The sequence below is a fragment of the Bartonella sp. AA126HLJHH genome (assembly GCF_042197425.1).
Taxonomy (GTDB): Bacteria; Pseudomonadota; Alphaproteobacteria; order Rhizobiales; family Rhizobiaceae; genus Bartonella.
In genome coordinates, this window is record NZ_JBHIRU010000002.1 from 242,658 (window position 1) to 267,232 (window position 24,575).

Sequence of the window (24,575 nt, forward strand, 5' to 3'; positions counted from 1 at the left end):
CACCATAAGCCCATGGCACGTTATGTTTTTATTACTGGTGGTGTGGTTTCTTCCCTTGGAAAAGGCATCGCAGCGGCGGCGTTAGCAGCGTTATTACAGGCTCGTGGCTATCGCGTACGTCTTCGCAAACTTGATCCTTATTTAAATGTTGATCCAGGTACGATGTCACCTTATCAACATGGTGAAGTATTTGTAACCGATGATGGTGCAGAAACGGATCTTGATCTTGGTCATTATGAGCGTTTTACTGGGCGTTCTGCAAATAGCCAAGATAATATTACAACAGGGCGTATTTATCGCAATATCATTGAACGAGAGCGGCGTGGTGATTATTTGGGGGCAACAGTCCAAGTTATTCCTCATGTTACGGATGAAATTAAGAGATTCATTACGATGGGAAATGAAGAATTTGATTTTGTTTTGTGTGAGATAGGTGGAACGGTTGGTGATATTGAAGCAATGCCTTTTCTAGAAGCGATTCGTCAGCTTCGCAATGAGCTACCGAGACAAAATGTCGTTTATGTCCATCTCACATTAATGCCTTATATTCCTTCAGCAGGTGAATTAAAAACGAAACCAACACAACATTCTGTCAAAGAATTGCAAGCAGTTGGTATTTCTCCTGATATTTTGCTTGTACGTGCAGATCGATCTATTCCAGAAACAGAACGGTGCAAATTATCACTTTTTTGCAATGTTCGCTCCAATGCAGTCATTCAGGCATTAGATATGCCAACAATTTATGATGTTCCTATGGCATACCATAAGGAGGGTTTGGACTCTGAAGTTCTTTGCGCTTTTGGAATCGATTCGGCACCTTCCCCCAAGATGGATCGTTGGGAAGATATTACGCATCGTATTCACCATCCTGAAGGAGAAGTTACGATTGCTGTTGTGGGAAAATATACGGGCTTAAAGGATGCTTATAAATCTCTTATTGAAGCGATTGCGCATGGTGGTTTAGCGAATAGAGTGAAGGTTAATATTGAGTGGATTGATTCGGAGCTTTTTGAAAAAGAAGATTCTGTTTCAGCTTTACAAAAAGCCCATGGAATTTTGGTTCCAGGTGCTTTTGGGGCACGAGGGGCAGAAGGGAAGATTCGAGCAATTCAATTTGCGCGAGAGCGTAAAGTTCCATTTTTAGGGATTTGTTTTGGGATGCAATTAGCTTGTATAGAAGCTGCGCGCAATATTGCACAGATTGAGAATGCTTCATCGAGTGAGTTTTGCGAAACAGACAATCCAATTGTAGGTTTAATGACAGAATGGCTTAAAGGAGACGTCCTTGAAAAACGTACAAGAAATGGTGATCTCGGCGGTTCGATGCGCCTTGGTGCTTTTGCTGCTGAATTAAAAGAAGAGAGTCATATTGCTCAAATTTATGGGGTGACCAAGATTGTCGAGCGACATCGTCATCGTTATGAGGTCAATATTGATTATAAGGATAAGTTAGAACAGTGTGGTTTGATTTTTTCTGGGATGTCTCCTGATGGTATTTTACCAGAAACGATAGAATATGTAGATCATCCATGGTTTATTGGTGTTCAATATCATCCAGAATTAAAATCCCGTCCTTTTGATCCACATCCGCTTTTTTCTTCTTTTATTGAAGCTGCTGTAGAACAAAGTCGATTAGTTTAATGCATAAATTGGGTTACTTTGCTTTTGAGGGATAAAATGACTAAACCAAATGCCCGTGTGAAAGTTGGAAATATGATTTTTTCAAATGAAATGCCTCTTTCATTAATTGCAGGGCCGTGTCAGATGGAAAGTCGTGATCATGCTTTTGAAATGGCTGGTCGTATTAAAACAATTACCGATCAGCTTGGTATCGGGTTTGTTTATAAATCAAGTTACGATAAAGCCAACAGAACCTCTTTGGGGGCGGCACGTGGTATTGGTCTTGAAAAAGCAATGTCCATTTTTTCTGATTTAAAAAAAGAGTTTAATTGTCCTATATTAACTGATGTGCATACAGAAGAGCAATGTACAATTGTTTCTTCTACAGTTGATATTTTACAAATACCGGCTTTTTTATGTCGTCAAACAGATCTTTTGGTAGCAGCCGCCAAAACAGAATGTGTTATTAACATTAAAAAAGGTCAGTTTTTAGCGCCGTGGGACATGGAGAATGTTTTAAAAAAGGTTGTTTACAGTGGTAATCCGAATGTTATGCTTTGTGAGCGAGGCACGTCATTTGGTTACAACCGACTTATTTCTGATATGCGTTCGTTGCCTATTTTACGTTCATTTGGTGCTCCTGTTATTTTTGATGCAACGCATTCTGTTCAAGAACCTGGGGGGCAAGGGGCTTCATCTGGTGGGCAGCGTCAATTTGTTGAAATTTTAGCGCGTGCAGCTGTCTCTGTTGGGGTAGCTGGTATTTTTTTAGAAACACATCAAGATCCAGATAATGCACCTTCTGATGGACCTAATATGGTTAAAGTTGATGATTTACAAAGATTGCTTGAGACTTTAATGGAATTTGATTATCTGTCAAAAAAGTTGAGCTGAGAAGAGAAAAAATATTTCATTAATAGGGCATTATAAATGAATCGAGACTTTTATTGGATAAGGAAACACATATGACTATAATTGTCGATATCATTGGGCGTGAAGTTCTTGATAGCCGTGGTAATCCAACGGTAGAAGTTGATGTTCATTTGGAGAATGGAGCTTTTGGTCGCGCTCTGGTTCCTTCGGGAGCTTCAACAGGAGCACACGAGGCTATAGAGCTTCGTGATGGTGGTTTGCGCTATCAAGGGAAAGGTGTTGAAAAAGCGGTTGCTGCAGTTAATGGCGAAATTCTTGAAGAACTTGGTGGGCGGGATGCAACAAATCAAATTGCTATTGATCAAGCAATGATTGCTTTGGATGGAACGCCAAACAAAGCCCGTCTTGGTGCCAATGCACTTCTTGGTGTTTCATTAGCTGTTGCAAAAGCAGCTGCGGATTCATTAAATTTACCTTTGTATCGTTATATTGGTGGTACACAAGCGCATATTCTTCCAACCCCCATGATGAATATTATTAATGGTGGCGTTCATGCTGATAATTTGATTGATTTTCAAGAGTTTATGATTATCCCTATAGGAGCTCCTACTGTAAGAGAAGCTATCCGTTATGGCGCTGAGATTTTCCATGCATTGAAAAAGCGTTTAAAAGATGCGGGTTATAATACCAATGTTGGTGATGAAGGTGGTTTTGCTCCTCAATTTAAAAGTGCTGATCAAGCAATTGATTTTATTATGGAATCTATCATGATATGTGGTTATAAACCAGGTGAACAAATTGCCATTGGTTTAGACTGTGCTTCAACCGAATTTTATAAAAATGGTTCGTATTTTTATAAAGGTGAGGGGAAATGCCGAGACATCCAAGAGCAGGTAGATTATTTAGCGCATCTTGTGAAAAATTATCCTATTATTACAATTGAAGATGGAATGGCAGAGGATGATTGGGAAGGTTGGAAGCTACTTACTGACACAATTGGAGAAAAATGTCAGCTTGTTGGCGATGATTTGTTTGTAACGAATTCAGCACGTTTGCGTGATGGTATCAAAATGGGGGTAGGCAATTCTATTCTCATAAAAGTTAATCAAATTGGTACATTGAGTGAAACACTCGATGCTGTAGAAGTAGCACATAAAGCAGGTTATCGTGCCATTATATCTCATCGTTCAGGCGAGACAGAGGATTCTTTCATTGCAGATCTTGCTGTTGCAACGAATTGTGGACAAATTAAAACAGGTTCTCTTGCACGTTCGGATAGATTAGCAAAATACAATCAACTTATTCGTATTGAAGAAATGCTAGGAGCCCAAGCGCATTATGCTGGTGATTTATATCGTGTATAGTTGTGAGCAAAAAATATGAAAATATAAGATCATTTAGATTATGAAATTGAGATTTCTTATCAAAGGCATATGCATAGTAATTTTATAGGTATTTAAATTTATAGGGATTAAGATGAGAGGTGTGATTATTACTCAAGATCAAGGAATGTATCTCGTTTCGGGTGATGACGGTAAGCGTTATCAGTTTGCGACTTGGGATTGGTTGGGAAAGAAACCACCAAGGATTGGTGATGCGGTTGATTTTGTCTATGAAGGGGGTGTTGTCAGTTCTGTTTTTCCATTGTTGAGATCAGGTACAGATAACACAAAGATAATGTTCGCACTGCTTTGTTGGGTTGCAGGTATCTTTGGTGTTCATCGCTTTATGGTTGGGAGAGTTCGGACGGGTACTTTAATGCTCGTTTTATCTTTATCATTGTTTGGATTGATAATTACCGGTATTTGGGCAATTGTTGATTTTATACTCATTGTTGCTGGAAAATTTACTGATAAAGATGGGAATCAGATTACAGATTTGTGAAAATCTTATAATAAAAAAGGTAATTTAGCCCGCTTTTTATTTTTATAAATATATTAAGTTGATTAATGCCGAACTATGTCTCTATACCTTTTTAAGGAGAGATTAAAAAACTGTGCACAGTTGAATAAAAATATTGAAAAGGACAGTGCTATTTTATACGGGTAATACAAAGGCGCAAATCAATTACGGCGTACTTTAGGTTGCAGCTTATAGCAGCGGGAAACATTGGATTATTGGGGGGCTTCAAACTTATTTCAATTACACGTTCATCATAGTTTTTATGCGTTTTATTTATACCGTGAGGTTAATTCGCATATTATTGAATTTAGAAATAATCTCTTTATGAATAACACATAAGGAGCAGCTTTATAGGTGGGCAAGGATGAAAGGTAAGATTATTGGTCGTGATCGAGAGGCTTATCTCGTTTCGGGAGATGATGGCAAGCGTTACCAATTTTTGCGTGAGGATTGGTTAGGGAAAAAAGCGCCTAATATAGATGATGCGATTGATTTTGTATGTGAAGGAGATAGCATTAAGTCTGTTATCCCTATTTTTCATCGAAAAATATTAGAACAATCAAGATTGGCTTTGGCAATCTTAAGCTTTTTTTTCGGGGCTTTTGGGATTCACCGCTTTATGGCAAATAAACTGGGAACGGCTCTTGCTATGTTTCTTATAACTATAATGTCTCTGGGATTAGGGGGGCTTATAACTGTACCTTGGGCATTGATTGATTTTATCGTTATTTTATCTGGGCATTTTAGGGATGCAAATGGCAATAAAATTACAAAGTGGTAGCAATCATATAAAAGTATAATATCAATAAATATTTTAATAAAAATATTGAAAATTAAGATAATATTTCTTATAAAAAAATAAAAGTGCAAATCGAACAGCGTGCTTTATATTGTCACTTAATAATTGCGGGAATTTTGAGTTGTTGGGGGATTTTTAGCTTTTTAAATTGTCATATATCACGGTGAGTACAGATCGTATTCATGCAGTGAGATTTATTTAACATATTATCATATTAGAAGAAAAACTTTCTTATGAATAACAATTTTAGAGGTGGTGAAGATGAAAGGTAAGATTATTGGTCAGGATCAAGGAAATTATTTCGTTTCAGGTGCTGATGGTAAGCGCTATCAATTTACGAATAGGAATTGGTCAGGAAAAAAGCCGCCGAAGGTTGGTGATATGGTTGATTTTGTCTGTGAAGGAGATGCCATTAAATCTGTTTTTCCTATCTTGACTAAAGGTCGGTCACAAAAATCGAAAGTGCTGCTAGCAATTGTTTGCTTATGTTTAGGTGCATTTGGAATTCATCGTTTTATGGTTGGTAAAGTTGGAACGGGTATCGTAATGCTTTTTATAAGTTTAATAGCAATGTTATTTTTTATAGGGTTGATATTTTTTGGACTCGGCTTTTTTATAACCATACCTTGGGCATTGATTGATTTTATCTTTATTTTAACAGGAAATTTTGGGAAAAAATCTACAAATTAGAGGATATCCAATATTTATAATATAAAAAGTGAGGCATTCAACTTACTTTGATCGTATTAAGGGGGGGATAAATTGAAATAACAAATTATTTTGGTGTAGATTTGGTAATGAGGTATTAATCAAAATCATGCATAGTTGGGCAAAATATCAAGAAATTTTGCTGTAAAGACTGTGCTATTTTATGTGGACAAAGCAGAAACGTCGATCAATCAAAGTACGCTTTGTACTACCTCTTATGACGGTGGGAGTCTTAAGCTATTTCAGTTATCACATTTATCATGGTGAGTATGGATTGTATTCACGCAGTGAAGTTAATCAGCATATTAGCGAATTAGAAAAGGAGCTTCATAAAATAGAAGCTGAGCGGATATTCATGGAAAAGCGTATTTCTCTTTTACGCAACGGGCATATAGAAAAAGATATGTTGGATGAGTATGTCCGAAAGAATTTGAACTTTTCTAAGCCAAATGAACTGACAATCTTAATACCTTGAAATTGATACTAAAGGTAAATGAAAAATCACTTAATTTAAACAACAATCAGCAATGATATTGTTTAAGCCGGATTGATAAGGCTTGTAACTTTTGTTCGTAAAGGTTATTCCTAAATAATCATAAAAGGGAGTTTAATATGGCAGAACGACTTAAAAAAAATTCTGCGTCGGTGGCGCGCACTGCATTATCAAGCACCACAAAGAAAGCACCAATAGCAGATTTTACAAAAGAAGAAGAACTTGATGCTTATCGTGAAATGCTTTTAATTCGCCGTTTTGAAGAAAAAGCAGGACAACTTTATGGTATGGGGCTTATTGGGGGATTTTGTCACCTTTATATTGGTCAGGAAGCCGTTGTTATAGGAACATTGAAAGCGGCAAAAGAAGGTGATCAGGTTATTACGTCTTACCGTGATCATGGTCATATGTTAGCGGTTGGGATGAGTCCGCGTGGTGTTATGGCAGAATTAACGGGACGTCAAGGTGGCTTTTCCAAAGGGAAAGGTGGCTCGATGCATATGTTCTCTAAAGAAAAGAACTTTTATGGGGGACATGGTATTGTTGGTGCGCAGGTTCCCATTGGTTCAGGTTTGGCATTTTCGAATCAGTACCTTGGTAAAGATAATGTGACATTAGTTTATTTTGGTGATGGTGCTGCAAATCAGGGGCAGGTTTACGAGAGTTTTAATATGGCTTCACTTTGGAAGCTTCCCGTTGTTTATATTATTGAAAACAATCAGTATGCTATGGGAACGTCAGTTTCACGTGCATCTGCAGAAACTGATTTTTCACGACGTGGTCTTTCTTTTGAAATTCCAGGTATTGTTGTTGACGGTATGGATGTTCGATCAGTAAAAGGAGCTGCTGATGAAGCAATTTCTTGGGCACGCTCAGGTAAAGGACCGATCATTCTTGATATGCAGACCTATCGCTATCGTGGTCATTCCATGTCTGATCCAGCAAAATATCGTTCAAAGGAAGAAGTCCAAAAAATAAAAGAGGAGCACGATCCGATTGATCAAGTAAAAAGTCGGATTCTTAAAAAAAATTGGGCGAGCGAAGACGATTTAAAATCTATTGAGAAAGAGGTCCGTGCAATTGTTGCTGATGCGGTAGATTTTGCACAAAGTGATCAAGAGCCAGATGCTTCTGAGCTCTATACTGATATTTTAGTTTGATGCGAGGGAAGCAAGTATGTCTATTGATATTTTGATGCCGACGCTTTCACCAACTATGGAAGAAGGTAAACTGTCTAAATGGCTCAAGAAAGAAGGTGATAAGGTTAGCTCTGGCGATGTTATTGCTGAAATTGAAACGGATAAGGCTACAATGGAAGTAGAGGCCGTTGATGAAGGTACTCTTGGTAAAATTTTTGTGCCTGAAGGTTCAGAAGGCGTAAGGGTTAACACTGTTATTGCAATTTTGTTAGAAGAAGGTGAGCGTGCTGAGGATATTTCGCAACCTACTGATACAGCACAAAAAACTAAGGAATCTGCTCTTTCTCTGCCTTTGTCAGTTCCGCAGGCTGCTCCTACTTTTGATACATCTCTTAATTTTGATATTCCAGCGGGAACACAAATGGTTACAATGACAGTTCGTGAAGCGCTTAATCAGGCTTTGGCTGAAGAAATGCGGCGTGATGAAACAGTTTTTCTTATGGGGGAAGAAGTCGCGCAATATCAAGGTGCCTATAAGGTTAGTCAAGGTTTGTTGGAAGAATTCGGAGAACGCCGAGTTATTGATACCCCAATTACAGAACACGGCTTTGCTGGGCTGGCTGTCGGGGCTGCTTTTGGTGGGTTACGTCCTATTGTCGAGTTTATGACCTTTAATTTTGCGATGCAGGCGATGGACCAAATTATTAACTCAGCAGCCAAAACACGTTATATGTCTGGTGGACAAATGACCGCTCCTATGGTTTTCCGAGGTCCCAATGGCGCGGCTGCCCGTGTTGGTGCTCAACATTCTCAATGTTATGCTGCATGGTATAGTCATGTACCAGGTTTGAAAGTTGTCATGCCTTATAGTGCTGCAGATGCAAAAGGTTTGCTGAAATCTGCTATTCGTGATGATAATCCTGTTATTTTCCTTGAAAATGAGATTTTGTATGGGCATCAATTTGATGTTCCTCAACTGGATGATTTTCTTTTGCCTATTGGTAAGGCACGTATTCATAAGTCTGGACAAGATGTGACGATTGTTGCATGTGGAATTGGGATGCATTATGCTGTTCAAGCGTTACCAGAAATTGAAAAACTTGGTATTGATGTTGAATTGATTGATTTACGAACCATTCGCCCGATGGATCTTCCAACAATTCTTTCGTCAGTTAAAAAAACAGGTCGTTTGGTAACAATTGAAGAGGGATTTCCTCAGTCATCTGTGGGAACTGAAATAGCAACGCGTGTTATGCAGCAGGCTTTTGACTATCTTGATGCACCAATTGCTACGATTTCTGGTAAAGATGTTCCGATGCCTTATGCCGCTAATCTTGAGAAGTTGGCTTTGCCTAATACTGCTGAAATTATTGAGGCCGTTAAGGCTGTGACATACAGAGCATAACGGAGGAAAGCATAATGCCCATTAAAATTACAATGCCAGCGCTTTCCCCTACGATGGAAGAGGGAAATTTAACAAAATGGAATATTAAGGAGGGAGATAAGGTTTCCTCTGGTGATGTTATTGCTGAAATTGAGACGGATAAAGCGACAATGGAAGTCGAAGCCGTTGATGAAGGTAGGGTTGCTAAAATTGTTGTTCCTGCTGGAACACAAGGCGTTAAAGTAAATGCTTTAATTGTTGTTTTAGCAGAAGAAGGTGAAGATTTAGCTGAAGCTGCAAAAGTTGCAGAAGAAATCTCTTCTTCTACAAGACAAAAACCAGAGGGCATCAAACAGACAGATTCTCTGAAACAGACGGACTCAAAGGGAATAAAAATGTCTCACGAATCATCAACTGGGCAATTAATACAGCAAGATAAAAAGGAAGCTCGTCTTTTTGCCTCTCCCTTAGCGCGGCGATTAGCATCTCAGGCAGGTCTTGATTTATCCCTTATTTCTGGAAGTGGTCCGCATGGGCGTATTATTAAGCGCGATGTAGAAAAAGCTGTGAGCAGCGATATGTCTAAAGTGTCTTATTCATCATCGATAGGGGAGCTAATAGCTACAGGTGCTTCGGACAAACAGATATTGAAACTCTTCAAAGAGGATGAATATAGCTTCGCTCCCCATAATAATATGCGTAAAACAATCGCGACACGTTTGGTGGAATCAAAACAGAGAGTCCCACATTTCTATGTAACGGTAGATTGTGAACTTGATGCGCTATTAGCACTGCGTACACAACTAAATGCTGCTGCTCCAATGGTTAAGGGGCAGGAAGAAACTCAGCCTACTTATAAGCTTTCTGTTAATGATATGGTGATCAAAGCTGTCGCACTTTCTTTGAAAGCGGTTCCTGATGCGAATGTTTCTTGGCTTGAAGGCGGGATGCTTCATCATAAACATTGTGATGTTGGGGTTGCTGTTTCTATTCCCAATGGATTAATTACACCAATTATTCGCCATGCAGAGAAAAAGCCGTTATCACTTATTTCCAAAGAGATGAAGGATTTTGCAAAGCGTGCGCGCGAGGGCAAGTTAAAAATGGAAGAATATCAGGGTGGAACAACAGCTGTATCAAATATGGGGATGTATGGTATAAAAAGTTTTTCGGCTATTCTTAATCCACCGCATGCGACGATTTTTGCGATTGGTGCAGGGGAGCAACGCGCCGTTGTTAAAAATGGTGCATTAGTTGTTGCGACAGTTATGTCAGTTACGCTTTCTGCGGATCATCGTGCTGTCGATGGTGCTTTAGCAGCAGAGCTCGCGCGGACTTTTAAGAAGATGATTGAAAATCCATTAGCAATGTTGGTTTGAACTGTTTAACAGTTCTTCACGTAAATTGTGAGAAAGCGTGTTAGGAGAATAGAAACAAATTTAAAGAGTTTAAAGAGCAATGTTATTGCTATTTCTGGTTTGGGTAAAGCATTTACGTGAAGCTTAAAGCAAAGACATAAGATAATTCTCTCATGTTGTTTTACAGTCTTAAGTTCAAAAAATGCATATCCGTTTTTTATATATCCATGGAGGAATTACTGTGGCAAATCTTTATGATGTAATTGTGATTGGATCAGGTCCAGGCGGATATGTAACCGCAATTCGTGCAGCACAATGTGGCTTTAAGACTGCGATTGTTGAACGTGAACATTTGGGAGGGATCTGTTTAAATTGGGGATGTATTCCAACAAAGACCCTTCTACGTTCAGCGGAAATGAAACATTTTGCTGAACATGCGACAAATTATGGATTAAAAATTAATGGTTCAATTGAGGCAAACATCAAAGATGTTGTGGCACGTTCACGGGGTGTTTCAGCACGTTTAAATGCTGGTGTTGGTTTTTTAATGAAAAAAAACAAAATTGATATTATCTGGGGTGAAGCAAAGCTTACTAAAGAAGCAAAGGGAAGCCTTCCTGCGGAAATTATGGTTTCTTCATCCTCCAAACCGATTATGCAACCGCAAAATCCAGTCCCTAAAGGGACGTTAGGGGAGGGAACTTATCAAGCAAAGCATATCATTATTGCAACGGGCGCACGTCCTCGTGTCCTTCCTGGTATTGAGCCAGATGGAAAACTCATTTGGACTTATTTTGAAGCTATGATACCGCCAGCAATGCCAAAATCGCTTTTGGTTATAGGGTCTGGGGCTATTGGCATTGAATTTGCTTCTTTTTATCATGATATGGGGGCGACAGTAACTGTTGTTGAAATGATGCCCCATATCATGCCTGCTGAAGATATTGAAATTTCAACGTTTGCTCGTAAACAGTTAGAGAAAAAAGGTTTACGTATTCTTCGTCAAGCAAAAGTAACAAAGGTTGAAAAATCTTCCGATTCTGTAAGTGTACATATTGATGTTCAAGGTAAAATAGAGTCAATGACTGTTGACCGGTTGATTTCCGCTGTTGGGGTGCAAGGTAATATTGAGAATCTTGGTTTAGAAGCTTTGGGAATAAAAACCGATCGCGGCTGCATTGTAACTGATGAATGGAGTTGGACGGGGGTGGAAGGTATTTATGCTATTGGTGATGTAGCAGGCCCTCCTATGTTGGCCCATAAAGCAGAAGAAGAAGGTGTGATATGTATTGAGCATCTTGCAGGTTTGAAAAGAGCTCATCCACTTGATAAAAGAAAAATTCCAGGGTGTACATATTGTACACCACAGGTTGCCTCTGTAGGGCTTTCAGAAGCGGCAGCAAAAGAAGCAGGTTATGATATACGTATTGGTCGTTATTCTTTTGCTGCGAATGGTAAGGCGATTGCTTTGGGTGAAGATCAGGGGTTAGTAAAAACGATTTTTGATAAAAAAACAGGACAGCTTCTCGGGGCCCATATGGTAGGGGCTGAGGTAACAGAATTGATACAGGGTTTTGTTATTGCTATGAATCTTGAAACAACAGAAGAAGAATTAATGCATACTGTCTTTCCACATCCGACCTTATCGGAAATGATGAAAGAAAGTGTATTAGATGCTTATGGTCAAGTTTTAAACGCTTGATGACTGGATTGTATGAAAAGTTTTATATTTTTGATTGTTACTTCGTATTTATAAGGCAAAGGCTTAAATGGTTACGGTTGTTGATAGAGTTGCAAATAGACGATTGCGTCATCCTGAAAAGGCACATCGTCCTGATACAAGCGTTCAAAAAAAGCCAGATTGGATTCGTGTAAAAGCGCCAACATCACCAATTTATAAGGAAACACATGGTATTGTACGTACGCATAAGCTAGTGACTGTATGTGAAGAAGCTGGTTGTCCTAATATTGGCGAATGTTGGAGCCAGAGGCATGCTAGCTTTATGATTTTAGGTGAAATATGTACGCGTGCTTGTGCTTTTTGTAACGTTGCAACAGGTATTCCACTTGCCGTTGATGATAATGAGCCAGAACGTGTCGCTGATGCTGTTGCAAGGATGGAATTAAAACATGTTGTCATTACATCTGTTGATCGTGATGATCTTGCTGATGGTGGTGCTGAGCATTTTGCAAAAGTTATTTATGCGATTCGTCAAAAAACTCCTAAAACAACAATTGAAGTTCTTACACCTGATTTTCGTCATAAGGATGGCGCTTTAGAAGTTGTTGTTGCTGCTAAGCCTGATGTTTTTAATCATAACTTAGAAACAGTTCCTTCTAAATATTTGAAGGTCCGTCCAGGGGCACGTTATTTTCATTCAATTCGTTTGTTACAACGTGTTAAAGAACTTGATCCAACAATTTTTACAAAATCGGGAATTATGGTTGGCCTCGGGGAGGAGCGAAATGAAGTTTTGCAATTGATGGATGATTTGCGCGCTGCTGATGTTGACTTTATGACAATTGGACAATATTTGCAGCCTACACGAAAACATCATCCAGTTGTTCGTTTTGTGCCTCCTGAAGAATTTGAGTCTTTTGCCAAGATTGGTAAAGTAAAAGGATTTTTACATATGGCCTCCAATCCTCTAACGCGTTCATCTCATCATGCTGGAGATGATTTTGCCATTTTGCAAAAAGCGCGTGATGAAAAATTTTCCTTACAGAGATAATTATGCCGATTTTTACAATACATCGGCAGATCACCCATAGTGCCAGTGAAATGTTTGATCTGGTTTCAGATATTGAGCGTTATCCTGAATTTTTACCAATGTGTGAGTCTTTAATAATACGTTCTCGAAAAGAATATGGAAAAAAAATATTGCTTCTTGCGGATATGACCGTTGGCTATAAGATTATTCGTGAAACTTTTACGACTCAAGTATTTCTTCAGCCGGAAAAAAGTCTTATAGAAGTTAAATATATTGATGGTCCATTCAAATATCTTGAAAATCGTTGGGCCTTTCATGATATTGAAAATACCAATGCATGTAATGTAGAGTTTTTTATTGATTATGAGTTTAAAAGTAAAACGCTTGGATTAGTGATGGGCTCAATGTTTGATATTGCGTTTCGTAAATTTACCGAGGCTTTTGAGAAGCGTGCGCATCAGATTTATGGCTCTACGGTAACATAGTCTATTCTGTTATTTTTTAACAATACCTATTGCTTAAACAGCGTGAAGGTGAAAACCGGTTTCCATCTTTACTATTTGTTTTTAATTCAGCTTTCAAAAGTATATTGAAGGAATATCATTTTAAATGATGAAGATGATGCACAGCTTCATGCTTTTGTTTCTCTCTTTTTTAATGGATGCACACTCATTAAACAAAACGCCCAAATAGAACCTGCTTGCGTCATACCCATTTCATAATAGTGCTCATAATAAATAGTATAGATTCTCGTAAAAGTATATAAAATCTACATCTGTACACTTATGAAGAATTCCTCCTGTATCATTTATTTGCTATCTCTCAAGATGTTGTGCCAGCTCTTAGCACTTGAGAGAAGTACAAGTGTCTCTTTCTTTAATCATTTTATTTATACAGTTTTTTCTCTTGTGGCGTGCAAGTGAATAAATTTGATTAATTCAACCTACACAGGACTGAAGTGAGATAACTTTACGCTATTCAGATCTTTCATTTTCAAGTTGTGATACAATAAAATTTTTTCAAGATGTTGACGATTATAGACACGATGGGGAATAAAGAATTTTGAAATTAGTATGGGGAATTCAGTGAAGCAATTCCAGAATCATTTTAAAAGCATTTTCAACAGTTGCGTGGCGGATAGCATTGCGATTAAGATGAGCAAAGTGCATTTCTTTGTGCAGGGGAGAGTGGTTTTTGTAAGCAACTGCGCAATGCACAAGTCCTACAGGTTTATCAAGACTTGCACCTCCTGGACCAGCAATTCCTGTTACAGAAACTGCAATGTCAGCTTGTGAATGTTTTAATCCACCCTCAGCCATTGCAAGAGCAACTTCTTTTGAAACGGCACCATAGGTTCTTATAAGTTCAGCACAAACGCCAACAAGGCGTATTTTAGATTCATTTGAATAAACAACAAATCCACAATCGAGAACATCTGACGATCCAGCAATATTTGTGAGGCATGCAGCAATGAGTCCCCCTGTACAAGACTCTACAGTTGTTAACAGCAAACCTTTTTGGCGAAAGGTATTAAGGACTTCATGTGCGTGTTTTTCACAAAGATATGTCATTGGGGAATTTCTCCTGAATAAAGGACGCTCACTGTTGCAAGAGCAGCAATTCCCTCACCACGACCAATAAATCCAAGCCTTTCATTTGTTGTTGCTTTGATAGAGATTCGATCAGGTGTTATTGCAAGTATTGTTATAAGATTTTCTGTCATGGCATGACGATATGGACTAATTTTAGGATTTTCAGCGATAATTGTGATATCAACATTGGCGATACGACCACCTGCTTGTTTTATAATATCAAGAGCATGACGGAGAAAAATTTCTGATGATACATTTTTCCATTGAGGATCAGAGGGAGGAAAATGTGTACCGATATCTCCAGCACCTTGAGTTGCAAGAAGGGCATCTGTTAATGCATGAAGAGCAACATCCGCATCGGAGTGTCCATTTAATTTTTTATGAAAAGGGATTTTTATACCACATAATATAAGAAAATCACCATCCTCAAAAGAGTGAACATCATAACCATTGCCGGTACGAATATCAGGAAATATTTGCATTTTCTTTTGGAGATATAAATGTGCAGTATTAAAATCTTCATGCCATGTAATTTTTATGTTGTTAGGATCCCCAGGAATGGTACGCATAGGAATTCCAAACCATTCGGCAATTGCAGAATCGTCAGTGAATTCTTGTTTGCAAGCTTGTTTTGCTTGTTTATGGGCCGCTAAGATATGTTCAAAGGGAAAACACTGTGGAGTTTGTGCACTATAAAGATGGGTACGGGGAATTGTTTCTAAAACATGCTGATTATTTATACGTTTAAGGGTATCAGAGATGGGCAGAACAGGAAGAACACCTTCTTGAGGCGTGATAGTGTTGTGAATGTTATTAAGAAGCTTGTTTTCGATAAAAGGGCGTGCACCATCATGAATATGCACATATTGGGGGGCAAATTTTTTGAGTGCCTGAAGTCCATATAAGGTAGAGATTTGACGTGTATTGCCTCCTTCAACGATAATAAGGCGCTCTTTAAAATCGTCAATAGCTTGTTCACAGATTTGACGATCTTCTGGATGAATAACAAGAATAATTGTTGTGATAGCTGGATGCTGCAAAAAACAATGCACGGTATGATAAATAATTGGCTTTTGTCCTAGAAGCCGATATTGTTTTGGAATTTTATGGGGAGATCCTGCTCTTTCACCCCGTCCAGCGGCTAATATTATTGCTGCAATAGAAATACTTAATCTCCTTGTATTATAATCTTAGTTTGCTTTTTTGTCATTAATTTTAAAATGATTTTGAAAGGATGGTTGTTGTAGATCAGCAAGGGATATCACGGATAACACCTCAAAAAAAGCATTTAATGCTTTTTGAAGTGCGGTATTTAAACCACAAAAATCAAACAAGGGGCAAGTTGGTTCTGCAGTATCGAAACATTCTGCGAGGGAAAAGTTGTCTTCTGTTACTTTCACAACATCAGCGACTGAAATCTCTGCTGCGGGTTTAGCCAATCTAACTCCACCATTGCGTCCACGCACTGTTTGTATAAAACCTGCTTGAACAAGCAGCTGAAGGATTTTAAATAAAAAAAGCTCTGAAACGGCATATGCTTTAGCAATTTCTGGAACACGACTGAGAGTTCCCTGATTATCTGCACAATACATGAGCATTCGAAGAGCATAATTTGTTTGTTTTGTTAATCGCATCTCATTTCCTTCGTAAAGTATCGTCGAACACAGTCTATTTTAAAGATATTTTGCAAAATGTAGAAGTTTTTTCTCGTTGACTATATTTGCCTATTTTAAATGTAGTATTAGTATTGTCAATTTTTGCTACAAAAGGTTATATGAGAATAATGGGATAAGGGTATGTAAGCTCATGACGAATATAACATCTGTGACGAATCTTCAAGACATAGATAAAAATACTTATAACGATGAGTTGTATCGTTTAAGTAAGGTATATATTTTTTTAGGGATTACAATTATTGTATTGGCTTTACTTACGGCTTCTGTTTCATTTATTATTCTTATTGGATTAACTCCTGTTGTTCCCAGTAGAACAGTAACCCTTATTCTTATAGGAATTAATAGTTTTTGGGTTTTAGGGCTTATTGTCATCGTTTTTTATGAGATGATACCGATCATTCGTGCTTGGCGTTCAAGGCGTGCAGGATCGCGTCTTCATGTGCGCCTTATTTCATTGTTTGCACTTGTTGCGACAATGCCAGCTGTTGCTGTAGCTCTTGTATCGGGTCCAGCACTAAATTTGGGACTTGATCGATGGTTTGATACAACAACGCGGCAAATTGTGGGCTCTTCTATTGATTTAGCAAATGCTTATGCAGATGAAATGCTCCAAAATTTAAAAAATTTATCCTACGCGATGGCATTTGCACTTGATAACAAAAAACTCTTAGAACGTAATCCAGCTGAATATAGGATGCAATTGACGCGTCATGCTCTAGGACGCAATTTGCGTGGTGCATTTTTGTTAAGTTCTAGTGGAGCTATTTTTGTATCGAGTGCTCTTGGTGATGAAGATAAACTGCCAATTCCTCCTTCTCATCTTATTGAACGTGCAACCAGTGCGAGACCTTTTTCTTTTCAACCAGGCGTTCATGATTATTTTGGTATTATTTTAAAATTTACCAATATTCCAAACACATTTTTATATTTGGTGCGTGACGTTGATAAAGGTGTTTTATCTGCTTTGCGTTTGACGGAAGTTAATACAGATCGTTATCGTGATTTAAATGAGAATCGCCTGCTGACACAGATTGCATTTGGTATGCTTTATTTGTGTCTTTTTTTTAGTTTATTCTTATCAGCCATTTGGGCTGCTATTGCTGTTGCTGATCGCTTAGTACGTCCTATTCGTCTTCTCATTAGTGCTGCCGATGATGTTGCTTCTGGAAATATGGAAATTTTCGTGCCAGTACGAGCAAAAGATGGAGATATTGGGCAATTATCCAAAACTTTTAATTACATGGTCAGTGAATTGAAAAGTCGGCGTAATGAATTGATTGCAGTGCGTGATCAAATTGATGAAAGACGGCGTTTTTCTGAAGCTGTGTTATCGGGTGTAACAGCGGGAGTAGCAGGTATAGATGATAATGGTGATATCACCATTATCAATCGGTCTATTGAAGCGATGTTTGATATTCGCTCAGAGCGCGTTGTTGGAAAAAGTCTTTTATCTTTAAGCGCTGAAATTTGGCAGGTTTTTCAGTTTGTGCGTTCATTGGATCGTAAAAACCATCGTGAGCAGGTCACTTTAAACGTTGCAGGAAAAGAGCGTGTCTGTAATGTCCAAGTTACGATGGAGGAGGATGATGGACAAGGGCAATCTTGGGTTCTAACAATTGATGATATTACAGATCTTGTTGCAGCGCAACGTACAGCGGCGTGGGCGGATATTGCGCGGCGTATTGCACACGAAATTAAAAATCCTCTTACACCTATTCAGTTATCCGCTGAACGCATTCGTAAACGTTATAACAAAGCTATTACACAAGATAGAGAGGTCTTTGAGCGGTGTATTGACACAATTATTCGGCAGGTTGGAGATATTGGGCGTATGGTTGATGAGTTTTCCTCTTTTGCACGTATGCCCAAACCCAAAATGCATATTTTAGATATACGAGAATTGTTGCGCGAAGCATGTTTCTTGATAGAGGTGACGCGACATGATATTCATTTTGAGCAAGATTTAGGAACTCTACCACTTATGGGTGCATTTGATAACCGTCTCATTGTACAGGCTTTTTGCAATGTTATCAAAAACGCGAGCGAATCCATAGATTCAGTTATGCGAGAGGAAAATATTCACGGTCATATTCTTATCCGTTCTTATCGTCAGGGAGAATGGGTGGTTGTGGATGTTGTTGATAACGGGAAAGGACTTCCTAAAGAGCAAAGACAAAAGTTATTAGAACCCTATATAACAACGCGGGAAAAAGGAACAGGGCTGGGGTTAGCTATTGTGCGCAAAGTTATTGAAGATCACGGTGGTTTCATGGAGCTTCATGATGCACCGGAGAGTTTTTATGAAGGTCGTGGTGCGATGATCCGTTTGATATTTCCAGCGGATGGGGGTAAGCAGGGTAATATTATACAAGCCATAAATCATAAGATAGGGGAATAGTATGGTATCAGATATCTTGATTGTTGATGATGAAGCAGATATTCGTGAGCTTGTTGCTGGTATTTTAGATGATGAAGGTTATGAAACGCGTGTTGCTTGTAACTCTGATGAAGCATTGGCTCAAATTAGTGAGCGTATTCCAAAGCTCATTTTTTTGGATATTTGGCTACAGGGTAGTCGTCTCGATGGTTTAGCACTGCTTGATGAAATTAAAACACAATATCCGGCTCTTCCGGTTGTTATGATCTCTGGTCATGGTAATATTGAGACGGCTGTTTCCGCTATAAAGCGAGGGGCATATGATTTCATTGAAAAACCTTTTAAAGCTGATAGACTTGTATTGGTTGCAGAGAGAACACTTGAAAATTCAAATTTAAAACGTGAGCTTTTAGAATTGCGAAAGCGTTCGAACGAGACATTAGAGTTGCTCGGAAAATCGACAGTTATAAAAAATTTGCGTCAAATCATAGAAAAAGTAGCACCAACCAATAGTCGCATCATGATAACAGGTCCTTCAGGGGCAGGAAAAGAGACTGTTGCACGAGCTATTCATGCGCTCTCAACGCGTTCGAATGGGCCATTTGTTACAATAAATGCTGCAACGATTACTCCGGAAAGAATGGAAATAGAGCTGTTTGGCAGCGAAATGGAGGGAAGAGAGCGTAAAATTGGTGCCTTAGAGGAAGCTCATGGCGGTATCTTATATCTTGATGAAATTGCTGACATGCCGCGTGAGACTCAAGGGAAGATTCTTCGGGTTTTAACGGGGCAAACATTTGAGAGAATTGGCGGCACAAAACGTGTTAAGGTGGATGTCCGTATCATTTCTTCGACAGCGCAAAATCTTGAAAACCTCATTTCTGATGGGCGCTTTAGGGAGGATCTTTTTCACCGTCTTTCCGTTGTTCCTATTGTTGTTCCGCCCCTTTCAGCGCGTCGTGAAGATATTCCAGAACTTGTACATCATTTTGTAAAAACAATATCACAGCAGGTTGGGATTAAACCGCGTGCAATCAGTGATGATGTGATTGCTATTTTGCAAACGCACGCTTGGCCGGGTAATGTGCGGCAATTACGTAATAATATTGAGCGTCTTCTTATTCTTGTGCGGGATGGTGATGGTCCTATAACAGCGGACTTTCTTCCCAGTGAAGTAAGTGATTCTTTGCCACGTCTTCAAATGGATTCAGATGAAAGTATAATGGATTTGCCGTTACGTGAAGCTCGAGAATTATTTGAAAAGAGATATTTAGTGGCGCAGATTGGGCGTTTGGGTGGAAATATATCACGTACTGCTGAATTTATAGGCATGGAGCGTTCAGCTTTGCACCGTAAACTTAAAGCGCTTGGAGTTTCTTAAAGCGATGCGTATTATTATTTGTGGAGCAGGACAGGTTGGTTATGGGATAGCAGAGCGTCTTGCTGCTGAAAATCACGATGTTACTGTTATTGATATTGAAACGAGATTAATTGAAAAGATTCGCGATACATTGGATGTGAGAGGTTTTGTTGGTCACGGTTCACGGCCTGAAGTTCTTTTGGCTGCAGATGCAGACAAAGCTGATATGTTGATTGCTGTCACTTTGTTTGATGAAGTTAATATGGTAGCTTGCCAAGTAGCACATTCATTATTTAATGTGCCCACAAAAATTGCTCGTATTCGCTCACAATCTTATTTAGAACCACGTTATAAGACGCTTTTTTCCAGAGAGAATATTCCCATTGATGTGGTTATTTCGCCAGAAGTTGAAGTTGGGGAAATGGTTTTGCGCCGTATTGCTTTACCTGGTGCAATAGATGTTCTTTATTTTTGTAATGATGATATTGTGGCACTAGCTTTGGAATGCATGGAAGATTGTCCCGTTATTAATACACCTTTGCGTCAATTAACAGAGCTTTTTCCCGATCTTCATACGACGGTTACTGCTATTAAACGTGGCGCGGAATTATTGGTTGCACATTCAGAAACGCAATTACGCGTTGGTGATATAACCTATCTTGTTGTTTCTCGTGAACAGATGCGTCGTGCTGTTGGGCTTTTTGGTCATAAAGAACAAGATGCCCACCGCATGATTATTGCAGGGGGTGGTCACATTGGCCTTTATGTTGCACAGGCTATTGAAAAGCGTTTTCATAAATTAAAATTGAAGATTATAGAAGCGCATAGAGAAAGAGCCCTCACAATTGCTGATCAGCTTGAAAAAACAACAGTTTTATACGGTAACGTGTTAGATCCAGTGATTCTTCAAGATGCGGGAATTGATCAGTCCGATTTAATGATTACATTGACCAATCAAGATCAGGTTAATCTCTTAAGCGCTATTATTGCTAAAAGATTGGGCTGCAAAGCCAATATGGTATTGATTAATAATGTTGCCTATCAAGAATTTAGTCGTGCTGTTGGTGTGGATGCATATCTTAATCCCCATAGTGTTACAATATCGAGAATTTTGCAACAAATGCGCCGTGGGCGTATTCGTTCTGTTCATTCAGTTTTTAATGGCCGAGCAGAAATTATTGAAGCTGAAGTGATGCAAACATCTTCATTGGTTGGTAAGTCATTATCAGAGCTCAATTTATCAGATGGTTTGAGAATTGGTGCAATTTATCGCAATAAGACAATAATACAGCTTTCGGCAGATACGCGTATTTTGTCTGGTGATAGAATAGTGATTTTTGCTCTTGCTGATAGGGTTCGTGATGTTGAACAACTCTTTCGCGTAAGTTTAGAATATTTTTGATGTATTATCTATGGATATTTGTACTTTTTGGTATAGTGGACAATTAAGATTGGTAGATAGGCTTTGTTTGTCTTCAATGGTTAAAACTGGACAGCGCGTTAAGCTTTTTAGTTATGATAAAAAAATAGATAATCTCCCTGCTGGTGTTGAGCTGTATGAAGCCGAATCAATTTTACCACGCTCAGCAATTTATCGCCTTGATCCCGATTTTTCTGATGATAAACTAGGGTGTACAATTGTTCAGTTCTCGGATTTTTTTCGTGTTATGCTGATGAAATATCAACAAGGTGTTTGGTTAGATACAGATGTTTACCTTGTTAAACAATTTCATCCAGATGCGGATAAGGTTTGGTTGGCAAGAGAAAATAATACAAGAGTAGGCGTTTCTGCACTTTATTTTCCGCCCAATAACCCTATTATAAAAATATTTGAGGATTATTGGGCAGGTGCAGAAATTATTCCTCATTGGCTTGGGTTTAAGCGTCGTGTTTGGAGACCGTTCTGGTTAAAGAGGAAAAAAATGCCGATTTTACCGGGAAATCTTGGCGTTACAATATTTGGCAATGATGGTATTTCACGATTAGCAAAACGATATGGTTTTTTTCATGAAGCAAAGGAAAAGGAAACTTTTTATTATTGGACTGGGCGAAAAACTGAACGTATTTTTGAACCAGCTTTTGGCGTAAAGCCGCTTACAGATTCACGCTTGATAGGTTTTCATATTCACAGAAAGACAAAGACTACGAAAAGACCTCAGGAAGGAAGTTTTTACCATTGGGCGGTATCTCGCATTCCGGATGTTCATCATTTGTTTAGGTAGAGTTATTATTGCTATTTTAACTATTGAGATTTTAATCTATCTTATACAATCTCTTGATTGTAGCTTGCACAAGAGAGTAATGTTAACATATGGACAAAAACATTGAATGTGTAAAGAGCGGTTGTTATATGAACGGAAAGTAAAAATATGAGTGATCCAATGAAAACAGCATTAAGCCTTGTTCCTATGGTTATTGAACAAACAAATCGTGGTGAACGGGCCTATGATATTTTTTCCCGTCTTTTAAAGGAACGGATTATTTTTATTAATGGACCTGTTGAAGATGGTATGGCAATGCTTGTTTGTGCACAATTGCTTTTTTTGGAAGCGGAAAATCCTAAAAAAGAAATTAGTCTTTATATTAATTCTCCAGGTGGTGTCGTAACATCTGGTATGGCTATTTATGATACTATGCAGTTTATTCGCCCTCCTGTTTCTACGCTTTGCATGGGGCAAGCGGCATCTATGGGGTCTTTATTATTAACGGCTGGAGCAAAAGGTCATCGTTTTACATTGCCAAACGCACGTATTATGGTGCATCAACCATCTGGTGGTTTTCAAGGTCAAGCTTCAGATATTGAGCGACATGCGCAAGATATTATAAAGATGAAACGGCGTTTAAATGAAATTTATGTTCAACATACGAGTCAAGATTATGAGGTTATAGAGAGAACTCTCGATCGCGATCATTTTATGACAGCAGAAGAAGCCAAAGCGTTTGGCTTAGTTGATGATGTTATACAATACCGTGCAGAAACTGAAAAAGAAGAAAAAGATTAAGAGTTTTTATAGAAAAAACAGCTACTTTAAATCAAAGAGTTTTATAAAAAATATCGCAAAATAAGAGAAACACCTAAAAGTATTGAGACATGCATGGTTTTCTATATGTCTTTTAGTTTTCATGATGAAAAGCTTCCTTTGAAAAGGCAAAGTGTTCATATATTGTGGTGAAAGGAAAGAAAAATGAGCAAAATTAGCAATAGCGGGAACGAATCAAAAAATACTCTCTATTGCTCGTTCTGCGGCAAGAGTCAGCATGAGGTGCGTAAGCTCATTGCGGGGCCTACTGTATTTATCTGTGATGAATGTGTAGAGCTTTGCATGGATATTATTCGGGAAGAAAATAAGTCTTCTGGGGTTAAGGTGCGTGATGGTGTTCCTACGCCAAAGGAAATTATAACAGTTCTTGATGACTATGTTATTGGTCAGCAGCATGCAAAGCGTGTTCTTTCTGTTGCTGTTCATAATCATTATAAACGGTTGGCGCATCAGTCTAAAAGCAATGATATTGAGTTGGCTAAATCAAATATTCTTCTTGTTGGTCCAACGGGTTGTGGTAAAACTTATCTTGCACAAACATTAGCACGTATTATTGATGTGCCTTTTACGATGGCGGATGCGACCACTTTGACTGAAGCAGGTTATGTGGGGGAAGATGTTGAAAATATTATTCTTAAGCTCCTTCAAGCAGCAGATTATAATGTTGAACGTGCACAGCGTGGTATTGTTTATATCGATGAGGTTGATAAGATTTCTCGTAAAGCAGATAATCCTTCTATTACAAGAGATGTTTCGGGGGAAGGAGTTCAGCAAGCGTTATTAAAAATTATGGAAGGAACGATTGCTTCTGTTCCTCCTCAAGGTGGACGTAAGCATCCGCAACAAGAGTTTCTTCAGGTTGACACCACAAACATCTTATTCATTTGTGGGGGAGCTTTTGCAGGTTTAGAACGGATTATTTCAGGGCGTGGTGAAAAAACTTCTATTGGTTTTTCTGCAACCGTTAAGGCTCCTGATGAGCGTTGTGTCGGTGAAATTTTTCGTGATTTAGAGCCTGAAGATCTTATAAAATTTGGTTTAATACCAGAATTTATTGGACGCCTTCCTATAGTCGCTACCTTAGAGGATTTAGATGTTAACGCCCTCATGCAAATTTTATCACAACCTAAAAATGCGTTAGTAAAGCAATATCAGCGTCTTTTTGAAATGGAGAATGTCGAGTTAGCATTTCATGAAGATGCTTTACGTGTTATTGCAAAGAAAGCAATTGAACGTAAAACTGGTGCTCGTGGTTTACGTTCAATTATGGAGAAGATCCTTCTTGAGACGATGTTTGAGCTACCGGCTCTTGAAGGCGTTCAAAAAGTGGTTATTTCGAGTGATGTCGTTGATGGGAAAGCGCGTCCTCTTTATATTTACTCAGAACGTGCAGAAGATAAAGAAAATGTATCAGCATGACATTGTGCTATGCACAATATAAAAGGTGGTAATGAATGGTATTTGATGGGTGTTTCTAATAATATCATTATAATGCTTGATTTATCTATGAGTAATTACCACTTCATGTACAGTGAAGAGCTG

22 protein-coding genes are annotated in these 24,575 nt (G+C 38.6%); 19 read left to right on the forward strand and 3 right to left on the reverse strand.

Features of this window, described 5'->3' with window-relative positions; genetic code table 11:
* Positions 1-12: 12 nt before the first annotated feature.
* From ACFIQC_RS02240 to ACFIQC_RS02300, 13 genes are all read left to right on the forward strand, one after another.
* Positions 13-1,641, forward strand: coding sequence for a CTP synthase (locus ACFIQC_RS02240; RefSeq protein ID WP_375611264.1), 1,629 nt, complete (start codon positions 13-15; stop codon positions 1,639-1,641).
* Between the two features lie 36 nt (positions 1,642-1,677).
* Positions 1,678-2,514, forward strand: a complete 837-nt coding sequence (gene kdsA / locus ACFIQC_RS02245; RefSeq protein ID WP_273791141.1) for a 3-deoxy-8-phosphooctulonate synthase — start codon at positions 1,678-1,680, stop codon at positions 2,512-2,514.
* A 71-nt stretch (positions 2,515-2,585) separates the two neighbouring features.
* Positions 2,586-3,857, forward strand: coding sequence for a phosphopyruvate hydratase (gene eno / locus ACFIQC_RS02250; protein ID WP_375620762.1), 1,272 nt, complete (start codon positions 2,586-2,588; stop codon positions 3,855-3,857).
* Between the two features lie 112 nt (positions 3,858-3,969).
* Positions 3,970-4,377 carry an NINE protein gene (locus tag ACFIQC_RS02255; protein ID WP_375645461.1) on the forward strand — a complete coding sequence of 136 codons (408 nt, stop codon included), beginning with the start codon at positions 3,970-3,972 and terminating at the stop codon, positions 4,375-4,377.
* 382 nt (positions 4,378-4,759) lie between these two features.
* Complete coding sequence (locus tag ACFIQC_RS02260) at positions 4,760-5,176, forward strand: TM2 domain-containing protein (RefSeq protein ID WP_375645790.1); 417 nt, start codon at positions 4,760-4,762, stop codon at positions 5,174-5,176.
* Between the two features lie 279 nt (positions 5,177-5,455).
* Positions 5,456-5,884: an NINE protein gene (locus ACFIQC_RS02265; protein ID WP_375706685.1), complete on the forward strand. Its 429-nt coding sequence runs from the start codon at positions 5,456-5,458 to the stop codon at positions 5,882-5,884.
* A 181-nt stretch (positions 5,885-6,065) separates the two neighbouring features.
* A complete protein-coding gene (locus ACFIQC_RS02270; protein WP_012754998.1) occupies positions 6,066-6,377 on the forward strand; it encodes a septum formation initiator family protein in 312 nt (103 codons plus the stop codon).
* 137 nt (positions 6,378-6,514) lie between these two features.
* Positions 6,515-7,555, forward strand: a complete 1,041-nt coding sequence (pdhA, locus tag ACFIQC_RS02275; protein WP_375620766.1) for a pyruvate dehydrogenase (acetyl-transferring) E1 component subunit alpha — start codon at positions 6,515-6,517, stop codon at positions 7,553-7,555.
* Between the two features lie 16 nt (positions 7,556-7,571).
* Positions 7,572-8,939, forward strand: coding sequence for a pyruvate dehydrogenase complex E1 component subunit beta (locus tag ACFIQC_RS02280; protein WP_375620767.1), 1,368 nt, complete (start codon positions 7,572-7,574; stop codon positions 8,937-8,939).
* Between the two features lie 14 nt (positions 8,940-8,953).
* A complete protein-coding gene (locus tag ACFIQC_RS02285) occupies positions 8,954-10,297 on the forward strand; it encodes a pyruvate dehydrogenase complex dihydrolipoamide acetyltransferase (protein WP_375612899.1) in 1,344 nt (447 codons plus the stop codon).
* 220 nt (positions 10,298-10,517) lie between these two features.
* Entirely contained in the window at positions 10,518-11,978 is a 1,461-nt protein-coding gene (gene lpdA, locus ACFIQC_RS02290) for a dihydrolipoyl dehydrogenase (RefSeq protein ID WP_375706686.1), read from the forward strand.
* Positions 11,979-12,045: 67 nt separating this feature from the next.
* Positions 12,046-13,008 carry a lipoyl synthase gene (gene lipA, locus ACFIQC_RS02295; RefSeq protein ID WP_375611273.1) on the forward strand — a complete coding sequence of 321 codons (963 nt, stop codon included), beginning with the start codon at positions 12,046-12,048 and terminating at the stop codon, positions 13,006-13,008.
* A gap of 2 nt (positions 13,009-13,010) precedes the next feature.
* Positions 13,011-13,472 (forward strand): type II toxin-antitoxin system RatA family toxin, encoded by a 462-nt coding sequence (locus ACFIQC_RS02300; protein WP_273791149.1) that lies wholly within the window; start codon positions 13,011-13,013, stop codon positions 13,470-13,472.
* 597 nt (positions 13,473-14,069) lie between these two features.
* On the opposite strand, the gene ACFIQC_RS02305 is transcribed toward ACFIQC_RS02300, so the two are convergent.
* Genes ACFIQC_RS02305 through rirA form a run of 3 tightly spaced genes read right to left on the reverse strand, consistent with a single transcriptional unit; the run spans position 14,070 to position 16,213 of the window.
* Positions 14,070-14,558 (reverse strand): CinA family protein, encoded by a 489-nt coding sequence (locus ACFIQC_RS02305; protein ID WP_375620769.1) that lies wholly within the window; start codon positions 14,556-14,558, stop codon positions 14,070-14,072.
* Positions 14,555-15,745 (reverse strand): bifunctional 2-C-methyl-D-erythritol 4-phosphate cytidylyltransferase/2-C-methyl-D-erythritol 2,4-cyclodiphosphate synthase, encoded by a 1,191-nt coding sequence (locus tag ACFIQC_RS02310; protein WP_375620814.1) that lies wholly within the window; start codon positions 15,743-15,745, stop codon positions 14,555-14,557. The genes ACFIQC_RS02305 and ACFIQC_RS02310 overlap by 4 nt, the downstream gene beginning before the upstream one ends.
* 24 nt (positions 15,746-15,769) lie before the next feature.
* Entirely contained in the window at positions 15,770-16,213 is a 444-nt protein-coding gene (gene rirA, locus ACFIQC_RS02315) for an iron-responsive transcriptional regulator RirA (RefSeq protein WP_375611276.1), read from the reverse strand.
* Positions 16,214-16,385: 172 nt separating this feature from the next.
* On the opposite strand from rirA, the gene ACFIQC_RS02320 reads away from it, so the two are divergent.
* The 6 genes from ACFIQC_RS02320 to clpX all read left to right on the forward strand — a co-directional run bounded on the left by ACFIQC_RS02320 (position 16,386) and on the right by clpX (position 24,452).
* Complete coding sequence (locus ACFIQC_RS02320; protein ID WP_375630198.1) at positions 16,386-18,653, forward strand: ATP-binding protein; 2,268 nt, start codon at positions 16,386-16,388, stop codon at positions 18,651-18,653.
* 1 nt (position 18,654) lies between these two features.
* Complete coding sequence (locus tag ACFIQC_RS02325; RefSeq protein WP_375611278.1) at positions 18,655-20,013, forward strand: sigma-54-dependent transcriptional regulator; 1,359 nt, start codon at positions 18,655-18,657, stop codon at positions 20,011-20,013.
* Between the two features lie 4 nt (positions 20,014-20,017).
* Entirely contained in the window at positions 20,018-21,394 is a 1,377-nt protein-coding gene (gene trkA, locus ACFIQC_RS02330; protein ID WP_375611279.1) for a Trk system potassium transporter TrkA, read from the forward strand.
* Between the two features lie 10 nt (positions 21,395-21,404).
* Complete coding sequence (locus tag ACFIQC_RS02335; RefSeq protein ID WP_375630199.1) at positions 21,405-22,214, forward strand: hypothetical protein; 810 nt, start codon at positions 21,405-21,407, stop codon at positions 22,212-22,214.
* 147 nt (positions 22,215-22,361) lie between these two features.
* On the forward strand, positions 22,362-22,994 hold the full coding sequence (clpP, locus tag ACFIQC_RS02340) for an ATP-dependent Clp endopeptidase proteolytic subunit ClpP (protein ID WP_375611281.1): 633 nt from the start codon (positions 22,362-22,364) through the stop codon (positions 22,992-22,994).
* Between the two features lie 183 nt (positions 22,995-23,177).
* A complete protein-coding gene (gene clpX / locus ACFIQC_RS02345) occupies positions 23,178-24,452 on the forward strand; it encodes an ATP-dependent Clp protease ATP-binding subunit ClpX (RefSeq protein ID WP_375706687.1) in 1,275 nt (424 codons plus the stop codon).
* Positions 24,453-24,575: the final 123 nt, after the last annotated feature.